Here is a 20374-nt window from a genome sequence, read left to right as displayed (position 1 = left end):
CGATAGTCGTGGTCATCCTCCGATCACTCACTCTCTACTGGCCTACCTGACAGGAGCTTTATCTGATGTTCGCCCTGACGGAATCCGATCGCACCAACTTTTCGAACGTCCGCCTGATCGAACAAGCCGTCACCCGCATGAAACAAACTGTCGCACAGCAGTTTGAACGGGAATCCCAGATGCAGCGGCTGTTTACGACCAGCCACGAGCGCTGGATGTCGCAGTACGATCAACTCCGCAGCCGCATCGAGACGCTCGAAGCACGCCTGGCTCCCTGGATGACAGAACGAGTCGAAGGACCGCGGCTGGCCGTGGTCGATCACGAGGAAGTCGGTGAACAACGGGAAGATGCCGCCTGAGAGGCGCGCTGATCAGCAGTGTGGCTGGTCATCCCGTTCCGGGAGGATACACTACACGGTATGTCGTGTGTGACGAGTTTCCCAATCGTGCGGCCCATGCGGGTCGTCGGCTCGTCCACATCAGCATCCTGCCCAGGAGTACCTCCCGATGAGACTGCTCGCCCTGACGTTTTTTGCCGCTGTCGCTGTCGCAATGACTTCGGCCCCGGCCCAGGCCGAAGAAAAGGGTTCTAAAGTGCTCAACCACAAGATGAAGTCGATCGACGGCAAAGAAGTCAACCTTGCTGAAAAGTACAAGGGGAAAGTTCTGCTGGTCGTTAACGTCGCCAGTGCCTGTGGTGCCACTCCTCAGTACAAGCAACTCGAAGCCCTCCAAGACAAATACCACGAAAAGGGTTTGGAAGTTGTCGGCTTCCCCTGCAACCAGTTCGGCGCTCAGGAACCGGGGACGGAAGAAGAGATCGTCAAATTCTGTAAGTCGAAGTATGACGTCTCGTTCGACCTCTTTTCCAAGATTGACGTGAACGGCGAAGACGCCGCACCGCTCTACAAGCAACTGACCGCCAAAGATGGTCCGATCAAGTGGAACTTCGAAAAGTTCGTCATCGGCCGCAATGGTGAGATCGTTGCGCGGTTCCCCACCGCCACCAAGCCAGACGCTCCCGAAGTGGTCAAAACCCTGGAAGCGGAACTCGCGAAAGCCGCCAAGTAGTTCTGAAATAACGCTGGCTTTGGCCCTCCCTCGGTCGGGTAAGTATCCACCCGGCAACTGACCCGAGACCCGCAGGCCGGACTGAAAACTTTCTGCAGAACCCCTGTCACAGTCTGTGTCAGGGGTTCTGTCATTGATGACGTCCTGCAAATAATACCGCAGACTTTCGCTCTTCCCGTCCGCTGAGAGAGAGACGCCGGAGGATCCGCAAAACCCACCTGGGATCCCCTCATCGACGCCCCCCCACGATGAGCATAACCACGATGAGCATAACCACGATGAGCATAACAAAGGTGCAAACACCGGGTTCGGGGAATTCGAGCACTTGGCAGCCGGCGCTTTACACCCGAGAATGGTTTTGTCGGGCGAAGGATTGTCGACCAACGAAGGGACAACGCTTATGGACGCTATTCAGACGGTGCTGCGGCGGCTGGGACTGAATCAAAACCTGTCCGCCATCGGGATCGGCAACTGCAATCGTGCCGGATCTGCAGGCCCTGTCTCGAGCCGCTCTCCCATTGATGGAACAATCCTGGGAACTCTGCAGGCCGCTTCCGCCGATGACGTGACCCCGGTTCTCGAGGCCGCCACGGATGCGTTCCGCCGCTGGCGAGTGATCCCCGCCCCTTCCAGGGGCGAGTTCGTTCGTCGTGTCGGAAATCGATTTCGCGAACTGAAACCCGATGTCGCTGCCGTGATCACCTGGGAAGCAGGAAAGATCACTCAGGAAGCCCTGGGCGAGGTGCAGGAAGTCATTGATATCTGCGATTTTGCCGTAGGACTGAGTCGTCAGCTCTATGGCCTGACAATCGCCAGCGAACGTCCCCTGCACCGACTCGCCGAGCAATGGCATCCCTTGGGGCCTGTCGGTGTGATCACCGCATTCAACTTCCCGATGGCCGTCTGGGCCTGGAACGCGGCACTCGCCTGGGTCTGTGGTGATCCCGTCATCTGGAAACCCTCGGAAAAGACGCCCCTGTGTGCGCTCGCCTGTCAGGCAGTTGTCGCTTCGGTACTTCAGGAAATGTCAGACATCCCCCCTGCGGTCTCTTCCGTCATCGTGGGAATGAGAGACGTCGGCGAGCGACTGGCGGACGCTCCTGAGATCCCACTGGTGTCGGCGACTGGTTCTACGGCGATGGGGCGTGCTGTCGCGCAGCGGGTGGCGGCGAGGCTGGGCCGCTCATTGCTGGAACTGGGGGGGAACAACGGGATGATCGTCACCCCCAGCGCCGATCTGGAGCTGACGCTTCGTGCAATTGTCTTTTCTGCCGTCGGAACCTGTGGACAACGCTGCACGACGCTGCGGAGATTGATTGTCCATGAGGACCTCGCTGACAAAGTCATTGACCGTCTGGTCCCCATTTACGACCGTCTTCCGATTGGAAATCCCGCCCAGCCTGGCACACTCGTCGGCCCCCTGATCGACGAAGCAGCGTGGCACGCGATGGAAGCCGCACTCCAACGAGCTTCCGCCGAACGAGCGACTGTGCATGGGGGACGGCGCCTGAAAGAGAATGTTCCTCAGGGGGGAACTTACGTGCAACCTGCGATTGCCAGCTTCCCTTTCCGGGGTTCCGCGGCGACTTCACTCCCCGGCACGCCGACCGGAAGTATCGTTCACGAAGAAACGTTTGCTCCCATCCTTTACGTGCAACGATATCGGACCTTTGACGAGGCAATCGAGCTTCATAACAGCGTTCCCCAGGGCTTGGCCTCGTCCATCATGACAACGGACATGCGCGAGGCGGAAGCCTTCTGTTCGGCCGCCGGATCTGATTGTGGAATCGTCAACGTCAATGTCGGCCCCAGTGGGGCGGAAATTGGCGGAGCCTTTGGAGGCGAGAAAGCAACGGGTGGCGGGCGCGAGTCCGGATCCGATAGTTGGAAAAACTACATGCGCCGGGCGACCAACACGATTAACTACTCAACACAGCTCCCACTTGCTCAGGGCATTCAGTTCGACGTATGAGACCCACGCGTCACGGAATCAGCCCGCGGGGACTGCGAGAGAACCGAAATGAAAAATGCCCCTGATGGTCTCAAGAGGACCACCAGGGGCATCTCAATTTTATTGGAATCGAGCGACGCTAGTTCCCGGCGAGCGCCGTGACCAGTCGATCAATCTCTTCCTTCGTTCGCGACTCGGTGACTGCGACCAGCAGACAGTTGTCACGATCTGCCTCGGGAATCCAGTCCAGGCCTGAAATCCGACTCAGCGCTGGACCGATATCAATGTTCGCGCTGGCGGCCTTACGAATTGCCACGTCGGCGCTGTGCTTATACTTCAGCACAAATTCCTTGAAGAATGGCCGACCAAACAGCAACTCGCATCCGTCGATCACCTTAAGCCGATCGGCCGCATAGTGAGCTTTGCGACAACTGAGTTCTGCGACTTCCTTCAAACCGTGCGGCCCGAGCAACGAGAGATAGACCGTCGCTCGCAATGCCATGAGTCCCTGGTTCGTGCAGATGTTGCTCATCGCACCGGCGCGGCGGATGTGCTGCTCACGAGCCTGCAGATTCAGGAAGAAGCACCGCTTGCCAGTTCGATCAACGGTCTGTCCGATCAATCGTCCCGGCATCTTCCGGACGAACTGCTGACGACAGGCCAGAATTCCCAGGAAGGGCCCCCCAAACTGCAGCGGGATTCCGAGCGACTGGCCTTCGGCGACCGCGATGTCGGCTCCCACATCTCCGGGACGCTTCAGAATTCCCAAACTGAGAGGGTCGAACGAAACCACGAACAGGGCGCCTGACTGGTGAGCCAGCTTCCCGACAGCTTCCAGATCTTCAAGGCAGCCAAAGAAGTTCGGCTGCTGAATGATGACGCAGGCCGTCTGGTCGTTGATTTCTTTTTCCAACTGATCCAGATCGACAGAGCCGCCCGGTGTCGGAACGACCACCAGTTCGGTCGTCTTGTTGACAAGGTACGTCTTCAGCGTTTCGACGTATTCCGGATTCAAAGATCCGGCGACGACGATTCGCCCGGTTCGATTCGTGCATCGCATCGCCATCAGGGCCGCTTCGGCAACGCCGCTTCCACCGTCGTAGAGACTGGAGTTCGCAACGTCCAAGCCGGTCAACTGAGCGATCATTGACTGGAATTCGAAGAACGCCTGTAGCGTTCCCTGACTCGCTTCCGCCTGGTAGGGCGTGTAAGCCGTATAGAACTCCCCTCGTGACGCGATTTCATCGACGACACTCGGGATGTAGTGATCGTACGCGCCACCACCCATGAAGCAGGCCCGCGCTGAAGCGCCGATATTACGCGATGCCAACCGGGCGAGATGCTGTTCCAGCTCCAGTTCCGTCAGGGCAGGCGGCAGGTTCAGCGGACCGCGAAGCTGCAGCTCTGCGGGAATTTGATCGATCAGAGTCTGCAGGGAATCAACACCGATCCGATCGAGCATCTGCTGTTGCTCGTCGGGTGTACAAAACAGGTAAGACACTTAAAAAACCTTTGGAAATGGTCAATGACCCGATTGCTCGCAGTGTGACTTGTATTGAGACTGATCGAGCAACGACGCCAGCTCTGCGGGATTTGCGACTTTTGCCTTGATCATCCAGCCTTCTTCGAACGGGCTGTTGGTCAGCAGATCCAACTCGGCAGAGAGCGCCTTGCCGTCGGCACCAGTCCGTTCGGTCAGCCGCTCGTTCGTTGCAATCACTTCCCCCGTCACGGGAGAATAAAGGTCACTCACCGCCTTGACGCTTTCGACTTCGCCGAACGGCTGTCCCTGAACCAGCTTCTTGCCGACCGCAGGAAGATCAGCAAAGACCAGGTCGCTCAGAAGCTGGGCAGCAAAGTCGGTGATACCGATCGTAGCGATATCACCTTCGATCGCGACCCATTCGTGAGTCGTGGAATACTTCAATTGTTCGGGACTCATTCAGCAAAGACTCCGTTCGCATCAGCGAAAGTTTTGTTGGTACTGTTTGGTAATGAATTGATCAACGCGATGCCGCCGGGGTCGACGAACACTTCACGCCTATTCTGATTTGCGAGAGCTCAGATCGCAATCCGGACCGCACCCTAGCTACATGGTGTACAGTCCGCCGCAGGAAGATCGTCCGGTGTTTCCAGGTCAGCAATCTTGCCGATGCGGCGGGCGTGTCGCCCCCCTTCAAACTCTGTGCCGAGCCAGATCTCGATCATCCGGGATGTCAGTCGTTCCCCCAACAGATCGGCCGACAGGCACAGGACATTTGCGTCGTTATGACGACGACTCATCTCGGCGGTCAATTCGTCATGACACAAAGCGGCCCGCACGCGGGGAAACTTGTTGGCGACGATGCTCATCCCGATTCCACTGCCGCAGATGAGAATCGCTCGATCAGCTTCGTTGTCGGAAACGGCGCGGGCACCCTGAGCCCCAAAGTCCGGATAATCCACGATATCCGCGTTCACCGGCCCCATATCGATCGTCTCATGGCCCAGCTCGGCGACCTGGGCAAGAATCCTGCCCTTCACCTGAAAGCCACGATGATCACTGGCGACAACAATTTTCATAAAGAGCGACTCGAATCTCTGGACGGTCGGGAATTCAGGATGCTTCACTGCGACCGAATCATAACAAAAATCTCGGCCCGCGAAGAGTTTACGATCTGAGAGGGACGAGCTGCGAAATTAACATTTTCAGATTTTTCTCGATGCTCTCCTTGCATTCCGCGTAGTCACGCGGACCACCACCATAAGGGTCGGCAATGTCGCCCTGCTCTGACGAAAGCAGTCGAACTCGGTCAGCCAGATCCGGATACAGGTTCAAAATGGATTGACGATGGCCGCGAGTCATCGTCAGGACATGATCGGCGTGTAGCAGAAGTCGTTCCGTGAGTGGCTGGCTTTCGTGATTTCGAAGGTCAATTCCGTCTTCCGCCAGCACATTGACCGCCTCGCGACTGGCCGGCGAACCGCTTCCCGCCGACATTCCCGCTGACAGAACATTAAATCCCAGGTCGATCAATTCTTCGTCCTGACACTTTAATTGTTTGGCCAGCAGTCGGCGAAATAAGGCTTCCGCCATAGGGCTTCGACAGGTATTTCCGGTGCAGATGAAGAGGTAAACCTCACTGCAAAGCCGCTTGAGGGTACATTCCGAAACGACCCCCTGCTCTGAGACGTTCCATTCCTTTTCCGACACGTTCACGACGGTGGAAGGGTCGCCGTATCGACAGGGGCCGTCATCAATAATCATCGATACCCGATCGCCATACCGCGCAGCGACTTCTGCTGCGTTTCTTGGCATGGGACCGTGAAGGGCCGAGACTTCCGAGCTGGCAATCAGCGGGGTCGGGCAAAGCCGAAGTGTATCAATTAACAGGGGATGAGCCGAAACTCGAAACCGAATGCCTTTGTCGTCGGCAAGCAGCGCACGCCGCGCATGTTCCGCCAGATCGTTAAACAAGCCGCTCACCAGCGACTGATTCAGCCCGAGTGTCAGCGGCCCCGGCCAGCCCCGCCGCGCGAGCTTATCGGCATTCGCAGGCAACTTGGGGACATAGTCCCACAACTCGAAATGAGACTTGAGCAGCAACGTGCGAGGAGCTGGTGACTCGAGAGAAACAAGTTTTTCGACACCCTCGGGGCTCTGCGGATTCGCGACAATCAGATAAACTGTCTCGGTCGGGAACGCGACAAGATCACCTTCTGCCAGGCGATGACACGCCCGGTGGATGGCGTCACGGGGATCGTCGCTTCGGCGAATTTCGACAATTTGCGACATCAAGGGGTTTCCAGAGTCGATGAGTTTCTTCGTCACGACGTTCGTGATGCAAACCAGGATGCAACCAATGCGGTGCTCATGACGATCACCCCAGACGCCAGCGGGCGGCTTCACTCAGACAGCAGTTTATCCAGTAAACGTCTTGGGATCAACCAACCGAGCCCTTCTGATAGTGACAAGTCGTTCACTCACCGCACCTTACGAATATTGAATTCGACAACTTCCGGACGAAAAAACGGACCTTTGCGACCGGGGTGAGCCTGCCACTTCTCACTCCTCCGGGAACACTAAATCGGATTTCCATGAACAGCGATTCCCCTGCATCGGCTCACCTTGTCGGCATTTGCGGAAGCGGCATGCGCGCATTGGCGGAAGTTCTGATGGATCAGGGTTGGTCGCTGTCCGGGTCTGACTTACAACCTGCCCCCCCCGCGATCCAGAAGTTAATGAACCGAGGCCTGTTGTTTCGCCACGGGCACGCAGCTCAGAATATTCCGCCCCGGACTGCCCAACTTGTCTACAGCCCGGCAATCCGTCCCGATAACGTCGAACGAAAAGAGGCGGAACGGCGAGGAATTCCCCAGCGATCGTACAGTCAGGGGGTGAGCCAACTGGCCCGGACTGGAGCAGCCGTCTGCATCGCCGGAACGCACGGGAAAAGCACATCCACAGCCATGACGGCAAAAATTCTGGAGAGGGCGAACCGCCTCTCGGGTGTTGTCCTCGGCGCGGAAATGTGCGATTCAGGCCGCAGTGGCTGGACCGGCCGGGGAGATTTGTTCGTCGCCGAAAGCTGCGAATTTCAGCAGAGCTTTCTCGACTTTCACCCCAGATACAACGTCATCCTGTCCGTCGAGCCTGACCACTTCGACTGTTACCCGACCCTGCCAGCCCTTGAAACCGCCTTCACCCGGTTTGCCTCGCAAACCTGCAGTGACGGTGTGCTGTTGTTTAATGCGGACTCAGAAACCTCCACCTCTGTCGCCAGGCACGCTTCGACATCCGCCCGGCGGACGTCGTTCGGGACTTCGCTCGCTGCTGACTGGCGGGCGACGGACATCACCCCGACCTCGGTGGGAACAGAATTTCAGCTCTTACATCACGGTCATCCCATCAGTCGGATCAATCTGCCCCTGCACGGCCTTCATAACGTCGGGAATGCGCTGGCTGCCGCCGCGATCACGGCCGAAATCGGCGTTTCCGTGGAAACGATTCAGCAGGGACTGACTGATTTCCCCGGTATACGGCGTCGGCTGGAGCGCGTGGGGGAATGCCGCGGAGCACGGCTGTTTGATGACTACGCCCATCACCCCACGGCGGTCAAAATCACCCTGCAAACCCTGCGCGACATCGCAGGGGGTGCCCGCCTGTGGTGCGTGTTTCAACCACATCAGGTTCTGCGGACAGTCACGTTGATGAACGAGTTTGCCGCAAGTTTCGCCATGGCCGACGAAGTGATCATCGCCCCTGTGTATGCGGCGAGGGAATCCGTGAATCAGGAACCTCACGCCATCGCCGGGCAGCTTGCAGAACGGATCTCAGCCAATGGCGTGAAGGCCAGGTTCTATCCGTCGCTTGACCAGATCGTGAACACATTAGAGGATGCAATGCGCCCCGGAGATTTCATCGTGACCATGGGGGCTGGCGACATCGACCGGATACATTATGAGTTCACTCGACGCGTTCAATGAAATTCTGCAACGGGACGAACCGTTGGCACCCTACACCTGGTTGCGACTTGGGGGTCCCGCCCAATATCTGGTCACACCCCGATCTGTGGAGGAGTTAAAGCAATTCGTGACTGTCTGTCATGAAGAACAGATCCCCATCCACATTCTGGGGGGCGGATCGAATCTGCTCGTCAAAGATGAAGGGGTCAGTGGAGCCGTCATTCGACTGACCTCCCCGGTCTTTGCAGAAGTGCATATCGAAGGAAACAAGGTACGGGCCGGCTCCGGTGCGCTCCTTTCACGCGTGATTTCGGAGACAGTCCGTGCCGGCCTGTCAGGTTTCGAGAATCTGGCGGGGATCCCCGGAACGATCGGCGGCGCCTTGTGCGGAAACTCCGGGGGCCGACAGGGAGAAATCTCGCAACTGGTCACCCGCGTGACGGGCCTGACCTCCCTGGGCGAAGTCGTCGTCCGCAGTCAGGATGAACTCTCGTTCGATTATCGACAAAGCAACCTGAATGAACTTCTGATTCTCGAAGGAGAGTTTGAGCTTCGCTCCGACGATCCTGAAGCCATCTCACAGAAGCTCAAGATGAACTGGATTGCCAAAAAAGCTGTTCAGCCACTCAGCTCGCAGTCTGCGGGCTGCATCTTCAAGAACCCTCGCGGTCAGCGGGCCGGTATGCTGATCGAGCAGGCGGGACTGAAAGGGACGCGGATTGGCGGTGCCGAGATCAGCGAACGTCACGCCAACTTCATCGTGACGTACCCCGGTGCCAAGTCCAGCGACGTGTTACGTTTGATCGACCTGGTCCGATCGAAGATTTCCGAGCAGTTCGGAGTCCATCTAGAGCCGGAAATCAAAATCTGGTAGCGTTCGCGCGCGTCGAGAGCTGGATTCAGACGCGGGATGCCGTTCGCGCCTTTTGCGGCTTCGGTCGTCGGATCTTGTGATATTAACCGTGTGAGCCGCTTTCGGCGGGAGAGCCTTCCTGTCGTCGAACTGGGTGCGCGCTAGTTGATTCATTGGGCCAGTTTGTCTTCCTCAAAGACGAATTCATCGGATAGGTGATGGGACAATCCTTGTCCCGTAGTCTTCCGCGACAAGGATTGTCGCGGATTTGCCGTTCGAGACTGAAAACACAATCGCAAGGATGCGGTCTATGTCTCCCAAAACAACTCCACTGCGTGTCGCTGTCCTCGCTGGCGGGGATTCGGAAGAGCGGGAAATCAGCCTGAAAAGCGGTCAGGCAGTCGCCGACGCCCTGACCGAGACCGGGCATCAGGTGCTGCAGCTTGATCCCGCCATCGTCGATGTGGCAGGGATCGACTGGTCGCAGTTTGATGTCGCCTTCGTGGCTCTGCACGGCTCTTTCGGTGAGGACGGTCAAGTCCAGCATATTCTCGACGAAGCGGGTGTTCGCTATACCGGAAGCGGCGCCGTGGCATCGCGACTGGCATTCAGCAAGTCAGCAGCAAAAGAGCAGTTTGAACTGTTCGGTGTCCCCACCCCCGCTTTTACAACCATTCACTACAACGATGATCTCAACGAGATTCGCAAAAAAGCAGAGGAAATCGGATACCCTCTCGTCGTGAAACCCGACACCCAGGGCTCCAGCCTCGGCGTCAGCATCGTTCGAAATCCGGCTCAACTGACAGGGGCTCTCCGGACGTGTTTTCAATTCGATTCCGTCGGCATTATCGAAGCGATGATCGAAGGGACCGAATGGACCGTGGGACTGATCGACCTGCAAGTCTTGCCCGCCATCAAGATCGAAACCGATCGCCCTTTCTACGACTGGCAGGCGAAGTACGAGGATAATCAGACGCGGTACGTCTTCGACTCGGGAGTTCCCGCAGACGTGGTCGAGTCACTGGAACGAGTGGCCTGGAATGCCTGCTCGGCCATTGGGACGAGTGGTCTGGCGCGAGTCGATCTACGACTCGACGCACAGAATCAGGCGTGGGTTCTGGAAATCAACACGATCCCTGGATTCACGGATCACAGCCTGCTCCCGAAAGCGGCGGCCAGAGTCGGCATCGATTTTCCGGTACTCTGTGACCGAATTGTCCGCTCGTGCCTGCGAAAGTCGATCACCGCTCACAGGCACGAGGTTCAGCTTCGCCCTCATGTTCTGCTGACCCCACGTGAGCGAGCACACCACTAAGCGTTCAGATTAAGCGTTCAGATCACAATTAGCATTCAGATCACAACCGCACCGGAATCAGACCGGTGCGGTTGTGATCATTCTGGTTCAGAGTGAAACGCAGCATCGCAGCCGTCCCGCTGGAAGGACCGGCTGAATGGGGGAATCGCATCCGATGTCCCATCGTGGTCGCCCCTATCGGAGTGGTCGCCCCTCTGCAGTGACAAAAAAACCACCGCCGGTCACGAAAGGTGAAGAGGATCTGTGAGGGCGATCCCCTGTCCACGATGCACTTCGGGCATGAGGCCGCTATGCCGCTCGGGCATGCGAAATGTCATTCGTGAGACGCTCATCAGACCCCTTCTCACTCGTGCGCCCCGAAGCGGCGGTGATCTCGCTCAGAAGCCGTCCCACGAGATAGCCCGACACACCGATGCAGACGAGAGGAGAGATCCAGATCGCTCGATCGCGCGGCGTAAACAGCACACCGAGTTCGTAGTTGGACAAGGTGAGAACCACTGCGGCAATCATCCATGCGGTGGCTCGCCTGTCCTTCCGGACCAGAGCGGCTTCCGCGAGCAATGCGCCGTAAACGGGTCCCACCATCGTGTAGGTATTCCCCTCGGTACGGGAGTTAAACAGCATCAGGTAACAGGCCGTAAACGAAAAGAGATACAAGGCTGCGCGCTGTGGCGACAAATGTCGTGCCGCCTGCCAGCAGGCCAGCAGTGTCGAAGCAGCCGCAACGAGCCGGATTCCTGTTCGAAGTGGGGATGGCAGGTCCACACCCGCAACCTGCAGCATGCCGAAGAACTGGGCCCAGTATCCCGTTTCCCCCACCTTGAACGTCACATCGAGATTCTGCACGCACGCTTGATATTGCGAGATCACATAGTCGGGCCGCTGAGTTGCGAAAGGGACCAGCCCGACGATGATCAGGCCGATCACCAGACGCCACGACGTTTTTGGATAGACCACTGCGGCCAGCATGATCATAACGAGCGCCAAGGGTTTGAAGGCGAAGGCCAGTGACAGCAACGCCGTGGCGCGCCACCACCGCTGTTCGCTCAAGTCCGCAGCGGCGTAGATCATCAACCCGGTAATCAACAGTGTCGACTGGCCATTACGGGCGCAACCCCAGGCGAGCACGACAGAGGCAGCTGTGGCCATCAAAAACCAGCGACCGTCGCCCCCCAGGAGCTTCGTCATCCGACTCAAGCTTCCCGCGAGCACAGCGATCATGCACATCCGCCAGACAAGCTCGCTGGCCGTGTGCGGCAGAAAGGCCCAGGGTGCATACGTCAGCGCCGCCTGAGGCAGGTACAGGAACCCGTGCCCTTGCATGTTGTATAAGGGTTCGCCGGCAAACCAGTGGACGACGGCGGACTGATATGCGGCCGTCACCGACCGTTCCTGACCATTGCGAATCGACAGTCCCACAACGGAGCAGACAATCACGGTCAGCGTCAACCAGAGCCACCAGCCGGCTCGACGATATTGCGGCGACGAAGTCGTTTCGACCGACATGAGCTTCTTCCCTGAATTTCGCGCGGTGACCAGCCAGGCCCTTCTCCAAAGGGCTTCCCAGCGGGATGCAGCCCGGAGAATACGCGGCTTTTCGAAAATCGGTCAATGTCAGTCCCTCATCACGTGATTTCCCGCTCGTTTGTCTCAAATTACCCATCACTTCGCCCCGTTCCGATCGGAGATGAACCGGGTGACAGCGAGGGGTGTCCCTTCCGAACACCTCCACGGCGAGTAGGGTTAACGGCAGTCGGACGAACTGCTAACTTGTGGAAGCGCAAAACGTGATACTTTCCCGGAGCGACCCGAAAGGACTCGATGCCAGCATCTGAAACGCCGCCCATCTACATCCCCGCCCCACCGCGTAAGCGAGGCCTGCAGCGGGTGCTCTCGATCATTGCCATCGTCGTCTGCTGCAGTTTTTTTGCTTGCGCCGGATGTTGTTTTTTGGGTTTGCTGTTCTTCGGCCCCAACGTCGTCGACACCCCTGCTGGTGCCGAGGAAGCCGCCTCGCAGATCGTCGACTGGACGCTACCCGATCAATTCGTCGGGAAAACCGGCAGCACCATCGACAACGCCCTCCTCCGCATGGATGTCGCGAAGTTCGTGCATCAGGAAGGTCGTGGCGTGATGGTGGTCGGTCAGTTGTACTTCAAGCTGATGCCCTATCAGGGACAGTATGAACAGCTTCAAGACGTCCTGGAAAAGATGATCCCTGAACTTCGCAAGCTCGATCTGACAGAACAGACGACTCGGACCGTTGTCATCCGGAACAGCAATGCCACTTTCTACATCGAACGAGGAGAAGACCGGGCCTCGACGACTCGCTACCGCCGCGTGACGGGCCATTTCCGCGGCAAACGAGACCGAGCGGTCGTCATTCTGGAAGTCGAAGAAGCCTTTATGACCGACGAAGAACTCGAAAAGTTCATCGATTCAATCAAGTAGCCCGGAAACCGAGATAGCATCGCCAGCGCCGCTCTCACAGCCTGGGACGCGTGGCGACGCTGCCGCTGAACTGATTGAACATCACGCGGACGTGCCCCGTGATCACTCTGACCGTTGATGAAGAAGCGGGACTGGGTCGCAGGGCTGAGATTTCGTAGCAGCCACCCCAATGCAGACTTCGTTCCTGCATGCGGAGTTTGAGCTGCAAGATATTGGCAATTCAGCTTGCCGTGGCCTCGCCGATTCGGCTGATCTAACGACGAACACTCATCCCGCAAGAGCAGGATGAGTGTTCTGAATCGGGCGTTCGCCAGAGGCCCCGGATAACAAGGACCTGCTGGCAACGCATACCGCATCGAATTGAAAGAGCGATCCCCGGTCCCGACGGGATCCTGGGATCGCCGACGATCAGTATGCGCGGGGTCTGACGCGTCCCTGAACGCGACCGGGCAAGCCCATCAGCCGCAGGAACCCTTCGGCGTCGTTCTGGTTGTACGAACCACCCGCTTCCATGCTGGCAATCTTGTCGTCGTAAAGACTGTTCGGGCTGGTTCGACTCGTGACGGTGATATTTCCTTTGTACAGCCGCAGACCGACTTCACCCGTCACCACGGACTGGGTCTGCTTGTTGAACGCCATCAGGGCATCCATTTTCGCCGTGTACCAGAAACCGTAGTAGACCATCTCGGCCACTTCGGGCGACAGGCGATCACGCAGGTGCAGCAGGTCCCGGTCGAGCGTCAATTGCTCAACGTAGCGATGGGCTTCGTAGAGCAACGTCATTCCGGGGGCTTCGTACACACCGCGGCTCTTCATCCCGACAAACCGGTTCTCGATCATGTCGAGCCGCCCGATTCCGTTGCGGCCACCGATCTTGTTCAGCTCGAGCACCATCGTCAGCGGGCTGACCTTCTTGCCGTTCAAGGTCACGGGGACGCCCTGTTCAAATCCGATCGTCACTTCTTCGCTCTTATCAGGAGCTTCCTGCGGTGACACGGTCATGCCGTAGTCAGGAACATCGACTCCGGTCACCTTCGGATCTTCCAGAACACCCGCTTCATAACTGATGTGCAGGCAGTTTTCGTCCGAGCTGTACGGCTTGGCGACCGAAGCTTTGACCGGAATCCCCTTTTCCTGGCAGAACGCGATCATCTCAGTCCGGCCGGGGAACTTGTTACGATACTTATCAATTCGCCAGGGAGCGATGATTTTCACGCCTGGCTCGAGTGCTTCCGCCGCCAACTGGAAGCGACACTGATCGTTCCCTTTTCCCGTGGCACCGTGAGCGTAAGCTTCGGCCCCGACTTCACGAGCAACCTGCAGGCAGATCTTGGAAATCAGCGGACGGGCGATCGATGTCCCCAGCAAGTACACCCCTTCGTATTTGGCCTGCCACTGCATGACCGGGAAGGCGAAATCGCGGCAGAGTTCTTCCTGAACGTCGACAATTCGAGCGGACTTGGCGCCGCAGGCATACGCTTTTTTCAGCACCGCGTCACGATCTTCACCCGGTTGTCCCAGATCGACATAGACGCAGTGAACGTCATAGCCTTCGTCCTGCAACCAGCCGAGAATCACCGATGTATCCAAACCGCCTGAATAGGCGAGTACGCAACTCGACATAACCAAGGTTCCAAAAAAGTGAATGAGTCAAACTGCGACAAGCGCCGCCCAACCTGGCCAGCCAGCGGCCCGGCTTTCACTGCCACTCCCTCTGTGGGCAATCGGCTCCCATCAGGGGCAATCACGCGGAAGGAAAAGCGATTCAAGCCGCAGCAAGGCCGACACGCTCTCGTCGCCGGCAGGTCCGTGATCGCCTCGCCTGCTTGAATCTGAACGTCGCGAGGACTTGTGCGCTGTCAGCAGTGTAATCGATCACGCTGCACAGTGGCAGCGTAATCGCCGCAGCGCGTCATGACCGCCCCGGGTGACAGTTTGACGTTTTCCCCCTGTCTGTTTATGATTCCCGCTCGTCAAGACTGAGCTGCCTGCAATTGCCCGATTGCTTCACAAGGCGATTTTGATGCCTCTCCCACCGGTAATTCGACTTCGATGTGCTTCTCAGGCGTTCATCGCCGGGATGATTGTCGTATCGATTATTGGAGACCTGTAACAGGCCTTTGGGTGTTCTTGCGAATACAACACTAGTAAAACACTAGCCCTCAGGTCAGACCTGAGGGCTTTTTTCTTGATGTGATACTGAAAGCAGACCTATGTCGAGAATCCAGATCTACGATACGACGTTACGCGACGGCAGCCAGGGCGAAGGTGTCAACTTCTCGCTTCAGGACAAACTGCTGATCACACAAAAACTCGACGAGGTCGGCATCGACTTTATTGAAGGGGGATATCCTCTTTCGAATCCCAAGGATGCGGAATACTTTCACCGCGTGCGGGACCTGACACTGAAGCACGCGAAAATCGTTGCATTCGGAATGACCCGACGGCGAGGTTGCGCAGCGGAAGACGACATCGGCATGATCGCCCTGCGCGACGCCAGATCCCCTGTCGTCACGATTGTCGGCAAGACCTGGGACCTGCATGTCCGCGAGGTGCTCAACATCGACGAGGCGGAAAATCTGGCCATGATCCGCGATTCGATCGCCTTCCTCAAAGCCGAAGGCCGCCAGGTCTTTTATGACGCTGAACACTTTTTCGATGGATTCCGTGCCAACCCTGACTTCGCACTCAGGACCGTTTCGGCCGCACAGGAAGCCGGGGCCGACACGATTGTCCTTTGCGACACGAATGGGGGTCGCCTGCCCGAAGAAATTGCAGCCGCCGTCGATGCCGTCCGGAAAGTTCTCAAGGTCCCCGTCGGGATTCATTGCCACAACGACTGTGAACTGGCCGTCGCCAATTCACTCGCCGCTGTCGATCACGGTGCCGTCCAGGTCCAGGGGACCATCAATGGGATTGGTGAACGTTGCGGCAATGTCGACTTGATCAGCGTCGTCGGCAATCTGGGCCTGAAAAAGGGATACGACGTCCTGCTCGAAGGGGGCATGATCCACCTGACCGAGCTTTCACGGTACGTTTACGAAATTGCGAATATGAACTTCAGGTCGGGGCAGGCGTTTGTCGGCTCAAGCGCCTTCGCACACAAGGGAGGGATGCACGTCCATGCCGTCAATCGACTGGCCTCCAGTTACGAACATATCCCGCCGGAAACCGTCGGCAACCAGCGGCGGGTTCTAGTCAGTGAACTCTCGGGGCGTTCAAACATCATCGCCAAGACGACGAAGTTTGAAATCGAGAATGACAAGGAACTGATGGCGCGGATTCTCGAACGCGTTGTGGACCTCGAGAATGAGGGATACCAGTTCGAAGCGGCCGAAGCCTCATTCGACCTGCTGGTCCGCAAAGAAGCGGGAGTCTACGAACCGAAGTTTCAGCCATTGCAGTATCGTGTCAATGTCGAAACGACGGCAGGCCGGGGAACGATTACCGAGGCCACGATCAAACTGCGAGTCAATTCCCGTACCGAGCACGTGGTCGCAGAAGGGGACGGTCCTGTAAACGCCCTCGACACGGCTCTGCGTAAGGCCCTCTCCGCCGCCTATCCGAACCTCGCCCAGATGCAGCTTGTCGACTACAAGGTCCGCGTCATTAACTCCACCGAAGGAACTGCCGCGAGAGTTCGTGTCGTGATCGAAAGTCGAGACCACACCGATGTCTGGAGCACCGTCGGGGTCAGCGAAAACGTGATCGAAGCGAGCTGGCTGGCTCTGATCGATAGTGTGGAATACAAGCTTTACAAGGATGCAGAAGCGAAAGCCGAGTGAATTTCCAACGTCAACTTCAAGCGAAGCGGGCCTGCCCACACATCCCATTAAGCAGGACCGAATCCCTGATTGGTAATCGGTTGAAGCAGCGGCCTGTTTCGCTCGCCACGGGTCGTTGCCTCAAGCACGAGCTGGACGGGAGATAACCGATTCCCGACGACTGTGATCATCGACATTCCGGAGTTGGTTCGAAGGCAAGCACGCGTCTTCTGCCAATGACTCAGCAAATGATTTATCATCCGTCAGCCAGACAATCCGATTGTCCGTCGATGACCCCGACAGATCTGTGATACGCAGCATCTAACAACAATCTCTCCTCATACTCATACGGCACCGTAAGTATCTATGACGACTGAAATCCCCAAACAATACGAACCTGCTGCCGCAGAAGCCAAATGGACTCCCTTCTGGGAAGAGCGTGGCGATTGTGATGCCAATCCGCCACTGCCGGGTGATCCCACCCCCAAACCGCCCCATGTCATCATGATCCCGCTGCCGAACGTGACCGGCGCACTTCACATGGGTCACGCGTTGAACGGCACGCTGCAGGACCTGCTGACCCGTTGGCGCCGCATGCAGGGCTACGAAGCCCTCTGGATGCCGGGGACCGATCACGCGGGGATCGCCACGCAATCCGTCGTCGAAAAGCGAATGCTGGAAGAAGAGGGCCTGACACGACACGACATCGGCCGCGAGGCCCTCGTGAAGCGTATCTGGAACTGGAAGGATTCCTACGAAAAGCGAATCCTCAGCCAGTTGAAAAGCCTGGGAGCCAGTTGCGACTGGCGGCGCGTTCGGTTCACGCTGGACGAAGTCTGCTCGCGTGCCGTGCGGCAGACCTTCTTCAAAATGTTCAAAGATGGCTTGATCTACCGTGGAAAGCGTCTCGTCAACTGGGACACGTATCTGCAGACTGCCGTCGCGGATGATGAAGTCTACGACGAAGAAATTGACGGGCATTTCTGGACGATGAACTACCCTGTCGTCGACGAAGCCGGTCAGCCAACGGGCGAACGAATCTCGTTCAGTACGACGCGGCCGGAAACCATGCTGGGCGATACGGCGGTTTGCGTGCATCCGACTGACGAGCGATACACGCATCTCATCGGCAAACGGGTGCGCATTCCGCTGAACGGACGCCTGATTCCCATCGTCGCCGACGGGTTGCTGGCCGACAAAACGCTGGGGACCGGTTGCGTCAAAGTGACCCCCGCCCACGACCCCAACGACTATGCCTGCTGGTCGCGTAACAAAGACGCCATGGGCGAGCCAATTAATATCTTGAACCCCGACGGAACCCTCAATGAGCAGGGAGGAATCTGGCAGGGGCAGGACCGACTTGCAGCTCGACAGGCTGTGGTCGCCGAAATGGAAAAGCTCGGCCACTTCGAAAAGGTCGAGGATCGCAAGATTCCGATGAAGCACAGCGATCGCTCGAAGACCCCCATCGAACCGTATCTTTCTGAACAATGGTTCGTGAAGATGGACACCCTGGCGCAGGCTGCCATCGATGTGGTGAATCAGAACCGGGTGACGTTCTACCCTGAACGCTATCGTACGTCGTACCTGGACTGGCTCGCCGAAAAGCGTGACTGGTGCATCAGCCGCCAACTCTGGTGGGGACATCGGATTCCCATCTGGTCGAAAACCTACTCGAAAGACGAGTTCGAAAAGGCTTTCCCGGAAGGTTATCGATTTGATTCGGAACTGGAGCAGGCCCCGTGGTTCCACGGAGCGGTTTCGTTCGATGACGCGAACTACGCCATCCGAGTCTGTTTCGACGAAGGGCACCGCGACATCGAGCAACGTTTCGAACAGGACGGGTTCGCGCAGGAAGAAGACGTCCTCGACACGTGGTTCAGTTCAGCGCTGTGGCCCCACGCAACGCTTGGCTGGCCCGACAGAGAGCACAATCCCCCGCTGATTGGCGAGTCGCCACAGCCTGCCTCAGGCCGGAACGAAGTCCTTCCGTACTTCTACCCCGGCAGCGTACTCGTCACCTCCCGCGACATCATCACGTTGTGGGTGGCGAGGATGGTGCTGACCGGGCTTTACAACATGGGCGACATCCCCTTCAGGCATGTCTGCATCCATCCAAAAATTCAGGATGGTTTCGGGCAGACCATGTCCAAATCCAAGGGGAACGGCGTCGATCCGCTCGAACTCATCGAGAAGTACGGCTGTGACGGAATGCGGTTCACAATCGCCTCGTTCGCGGGCGAGACCCAGGATGTGCGACTGCCGGTGGGATACGAGTGCCCCCACTGCCAGGGAGTAATTCCTCAGGAACAGCACCATCTGAAATTCAAACCGGGTAAGCCCCGCATCAAGTGCGTGAAATGCAAGAAAGAATCACAGTATGCCACACCGAACTACGTTCCCGATGAAGGGGAACCGGTCGCACGCATCGTGATCGAACGGTTTGAATACGGCCGTAACTTCTGCAACAAGCTGTGGAACGCCGCTCGATTCGCCATGCTGAATCTGGAGGGCTACGTCGCTGGCGTGGTTGACCTTTCCACTCCCGACGCAGCGCTCGCGAACGATTCTCCAGAAGCGGAAAATGGCCTGGCGATCGAAGACCGCTGGATCCTGTCCCGACTGGCAACGGTCACAGACGAACTGACATCACTGCTCAGCGTCTACAAGTTCGACGCAGCAACACGCTCTCTGCGAGATTTCGTGTGGAACGAGTTCTGTGACTGGTACCTTGAGATGATCAAGCCACGTCTGAGAGACGAACAGCGCAAGCCGACCGCACAACGTGTCCTCGTGGCCGTCCTCGATACGACACTCCGACTGCTGCATCCGTTTACCCCCTTTATCACAGAAGAACTCTGGCAGCGACTGCGTGAGATCGCCCCGACGCGCGGACTTCCTGTCCCCGCCCCCGCATCCGAAGCGATCATCGTCGCCCCGTGGCCGACCGGTCTGGAAGCTCTCCGCGATCCGATTCTTGAATCCCGCTTCCAACGGCTGCAGGAACTGATTATTGCCGTCCGTAACGTCCGCGGAACGTACAACATCAGCCCGGCGATTGCGGTGTCAATTTCCGTTCGCTGTTCCCAGGAAATTGCTCGCGATCTCGCCCAGGTGAAACCTCAGTTCGAAATGCTGGCCAAGGCGACACTCACCGCGGCGGGCCCCGAGGTGACTCGCCCCAACGCCAGCGCCAGCTTCTCCCTGGGGGATGCAGACGGATACCTGCCCCTGGAAGGACTGGTCGACCTTCAGGCCGAGGTCGCCCGCCTCGGCAAGGAAGCAGACAAGTTGCGGGGCTTTATTTCTGGACACCAGAAGAAATTAAGCAACGCCAGCTTCGTCGACCGAGCTCCCGCAGAGGTCGTGAATGAGGTTCGCGAGACGCTCGCAGGACTGCAGAAACAGCTCCGGAGCCTCGAAGAAGCAATTCAGCAACTCTCTGCTTCGAACTAGAGAGACAAACTGGCGCGGGACCGGGGGGAGGCCCCGGTCCCTGCAGCCGGCGTTAATTTCATCAACAC

The 20374-nt window shown here is 57.7% G+C and carries 16 protein-coding genes; 9 read left to right on the top strand and 7 right to left on the bottom strand.

The genetic code is table 11. The features are described from left to right. Positions 1–65 precede the first annotated feature (65 nt). From ACGY09_RS17430 to ACGY09_RS17420, 3 genes are all read left to right on the top strand, one after another. Positions 66–359, top strand: coding sequence for a hypothetical protein (locus tag ACGY09_RS17430; protein WP_397568716.1), 294 nt, complete (start codon positions 66–68; stop codon positions 357–359). Positions 360–507: 148 nt separating this feature from the next. Then, entirely contained in the window at positions 508–1071 is a 564-nt protein-coding gene (locus ACGY09_RS17425; protein ID WP_373653708.1) for a glutathione peroxidase, read from the top strand. Positions 1072–1471: 400 nt separating this feature from the next. After that, positions 1472–3043: an aldehyde dehydrogenase family protein gene (locus ACGY09_RS17420; protein ID WP_397568715.1), complete on the top strand. Its 1572-nt coding sequence runs from the start codon at positions 1472–1474 to the stop codon at positions 3041–3043. Positions 3044–3161: 118 nt separating this feature from the next. On the opposite strand, the gene gcvPA is transcribed toward ACGY09_RS17420, so the two are convergent. The 4 genes from gcvPA to ACGY09_RS17400 all read right to left on the bottom strand — a co-directional run bounded on the left by gcvPA (position 3162) and on the right by ACGY09_RS17400 (position 6797). After that, positions 3162–4523 carry an aminomethyl-transferring glycine dehydrogenase subunit GcvPA gene (gene gcvPA, locus ACGY09_RS17415; protein ID WP_373653710.1) on the bottom strand — a complete coding sequence of 454 codons (1362 nt, stop codon included), beginning with the start codon at positions 4521–4523 and terminating at the stop codon, positions 3162–3164. Positions 4524–4544: 21 nt separating this feature from the next. After that, complete coding sequence (gcvH, locus tag ACGY09_RS17410) at positions 4545–4964, bottom strand: glycine cleavage system protein GcvH (protein ID WP_373653711.1); 420 nt, start codon at positions 4962–4964, stop codon at positions 4545–4547. A gap of 143 nt (positions 4965–5107) precedes the next feature. Further along, a complete protein-coding gene (gene rpiB, locus ACGY09_RS17405; protein ID WP_397568714.1) occupies positions 5108–5584 on the bottom strand; it encodes a ribose 5-phosphate isomerase B in 477 nt (158 codons plus the stop codon). An 88-nt stretch (positions 5585–5672) separates the two neighbouring features. After that, positions 5673–6797, bottom strand: coding sequence for a Sua5/YciO/YrdC/YwlC family protein (locus tag ACGY09_RS17400; protein WP_397568713.1), 1125 nt, complete (start codon positions 6795–6797; stop codon positions 5673–5675). Positions 6798–7099: 302 nt separating this feature from the next. On the opposite strand from ACGY09_RS17400, the gene murC reads away from it, so the two are divergent. The 3 genes from murC to ACGY09_RS17385 all read left to right on the top strand — a co-directional run bounded on the left by murC (position 7100) and on the right by ACGY09_RS17385 (position 10635). Further along, complete coding sequence (gene murC, locus ACGY09_RS17395; protein WP_397568712.1) at positions 7100–8488, top strand: UDP-N-acetylmuramate--L-alanine ligase; 1389 nt, start codon at positions 7100–7102, stop codon at positions 8486–8488. Further along, positions 8463–9341, top strand: coding sequence for a UDP-N-acetylmuramate dehydrogenase (murB, locus tag ACGY09_RS17390; RefSeq protein WP_397568711.1), 879 nt, complete (start codon positions 8463–8465; stop codon positions 9339–9341). The genes murC and murB overlap by 26 nt, the downstream gene beginning before the upstream one ends. 289 nt (positions 9342–9630) lie before the next feature. After that, a complete protein-coding gene (locus ACGY09_RS17385; RefSeq protein ID WP_397568710.1) occupies positions 9631–10635 on the top strand; it encodes a D-alanine--D-alanine ligase in 1005 nt (334 codons plus the stop codon). A 288-nt stretch (positions 10636–10923) separates the two neighbouring features. On the opposite strand, the gene ACGY09_RS17380 is transcribed toward ACGY09_RS17385, so the two are convergent. Then, the gene (locus ACGY09_RS17380; RefSeq protein WP_397568709.1) at positions 10924–12141 is read right to left on the bottom strand and encodes a glycosyltransferase family 87 protein; all 1218 of its coding nucleotides are present in this window, start codon (positions 12139–12141) and stop codon (positions 10924–10926) included. A 315-nt stretch (positions 12142–12456) separates the two neighbouring features. Here ACGY09_RS17380 and ACGY09_RS17375 point away from each other — a divergent pair, with 315 nt between their 5' ends. Next, positions 12457–13086, top strand: coding sequence for a hypothetical protein (locus ACGY09_RS17375; protein WP_397568708.1), 630 nt, complete (start codon positions 12457–12459; stop codon positions 13084–13086). Positions 13087–13494: 408 nt separating this feature from the next. On the opposite strand, the gene ACGY09_RS17370 is transcribed toward ACGY09_RS17375, so the two are convergent. Next, positions 13495–14709, bottom strand: coding sequence for an argininosuccinate synthase (locus ACGY09_RS17370; protein ID WP_397568707.1), 1215 nt, complete (start codon positions 14707–14709; stop codon positions 13495–13497). Positions 14710–15299: 590 nt separating this feature from the next. Here ACGY09_RS17370 and cimA point away from each other — a divergent pair. After that, positions 15300–16871 (top strand): citramalate synthase, encoded by a 1572-nt coding sequence (gene cimA, locus ACGY09_RS17365; protein ID WP_397568706.1) that lies wholly within the window; start codon positions 15300–15302, stop codon positions 16869–16871. Positions 16872–16918: 47 nt separating this feature from the next. Here cimA and ACGY09_RS17360 read toward each other — a convergent pair whose 3' ends face one another. Continuing rightward, complete coding sequence (locus ACGY09_RS17360; RefSeq protein WP_373653721.1) at positions 16919–17041, bottom strand: hypothetical protein; 123 nt, start codon at positions 17039–17041, stop codon at positions 16919–16921. A 175-nt stretch (positions 17042–17216) separates the two neighbouring features. Here ACGY09_RS17360 and ACGY09_RS17355 point away from each other — a divergent pair, with 175 nt between their 5' ends. After that, positions 17217–20306, top strand: coding sequence for a valine--tRNA ligase (locus ACGY09_RS17355; RefSeq protein ID WP_397568705.1), 3090 nt, complete (start codon positions 17217–17219; stop codon positions 20304–20306). Positions 20307–20374 lie beyond the last annotated feature (68 nt).

This window comes from Schlesneria sphaerica (genome assembly GCF_044336245.1).
Lineage (GTDB): Bacteria > Planctomycetota > Planctomycetia > Planctomycetales > Planctomycetaceae > Schlesneria > Schlesneria sphaerica.
The sequence above is the reverse complement of the archived record's forward strand: the minus strand, read 5'-3'. Positions and strand labels throughout refer to the sequence as shown.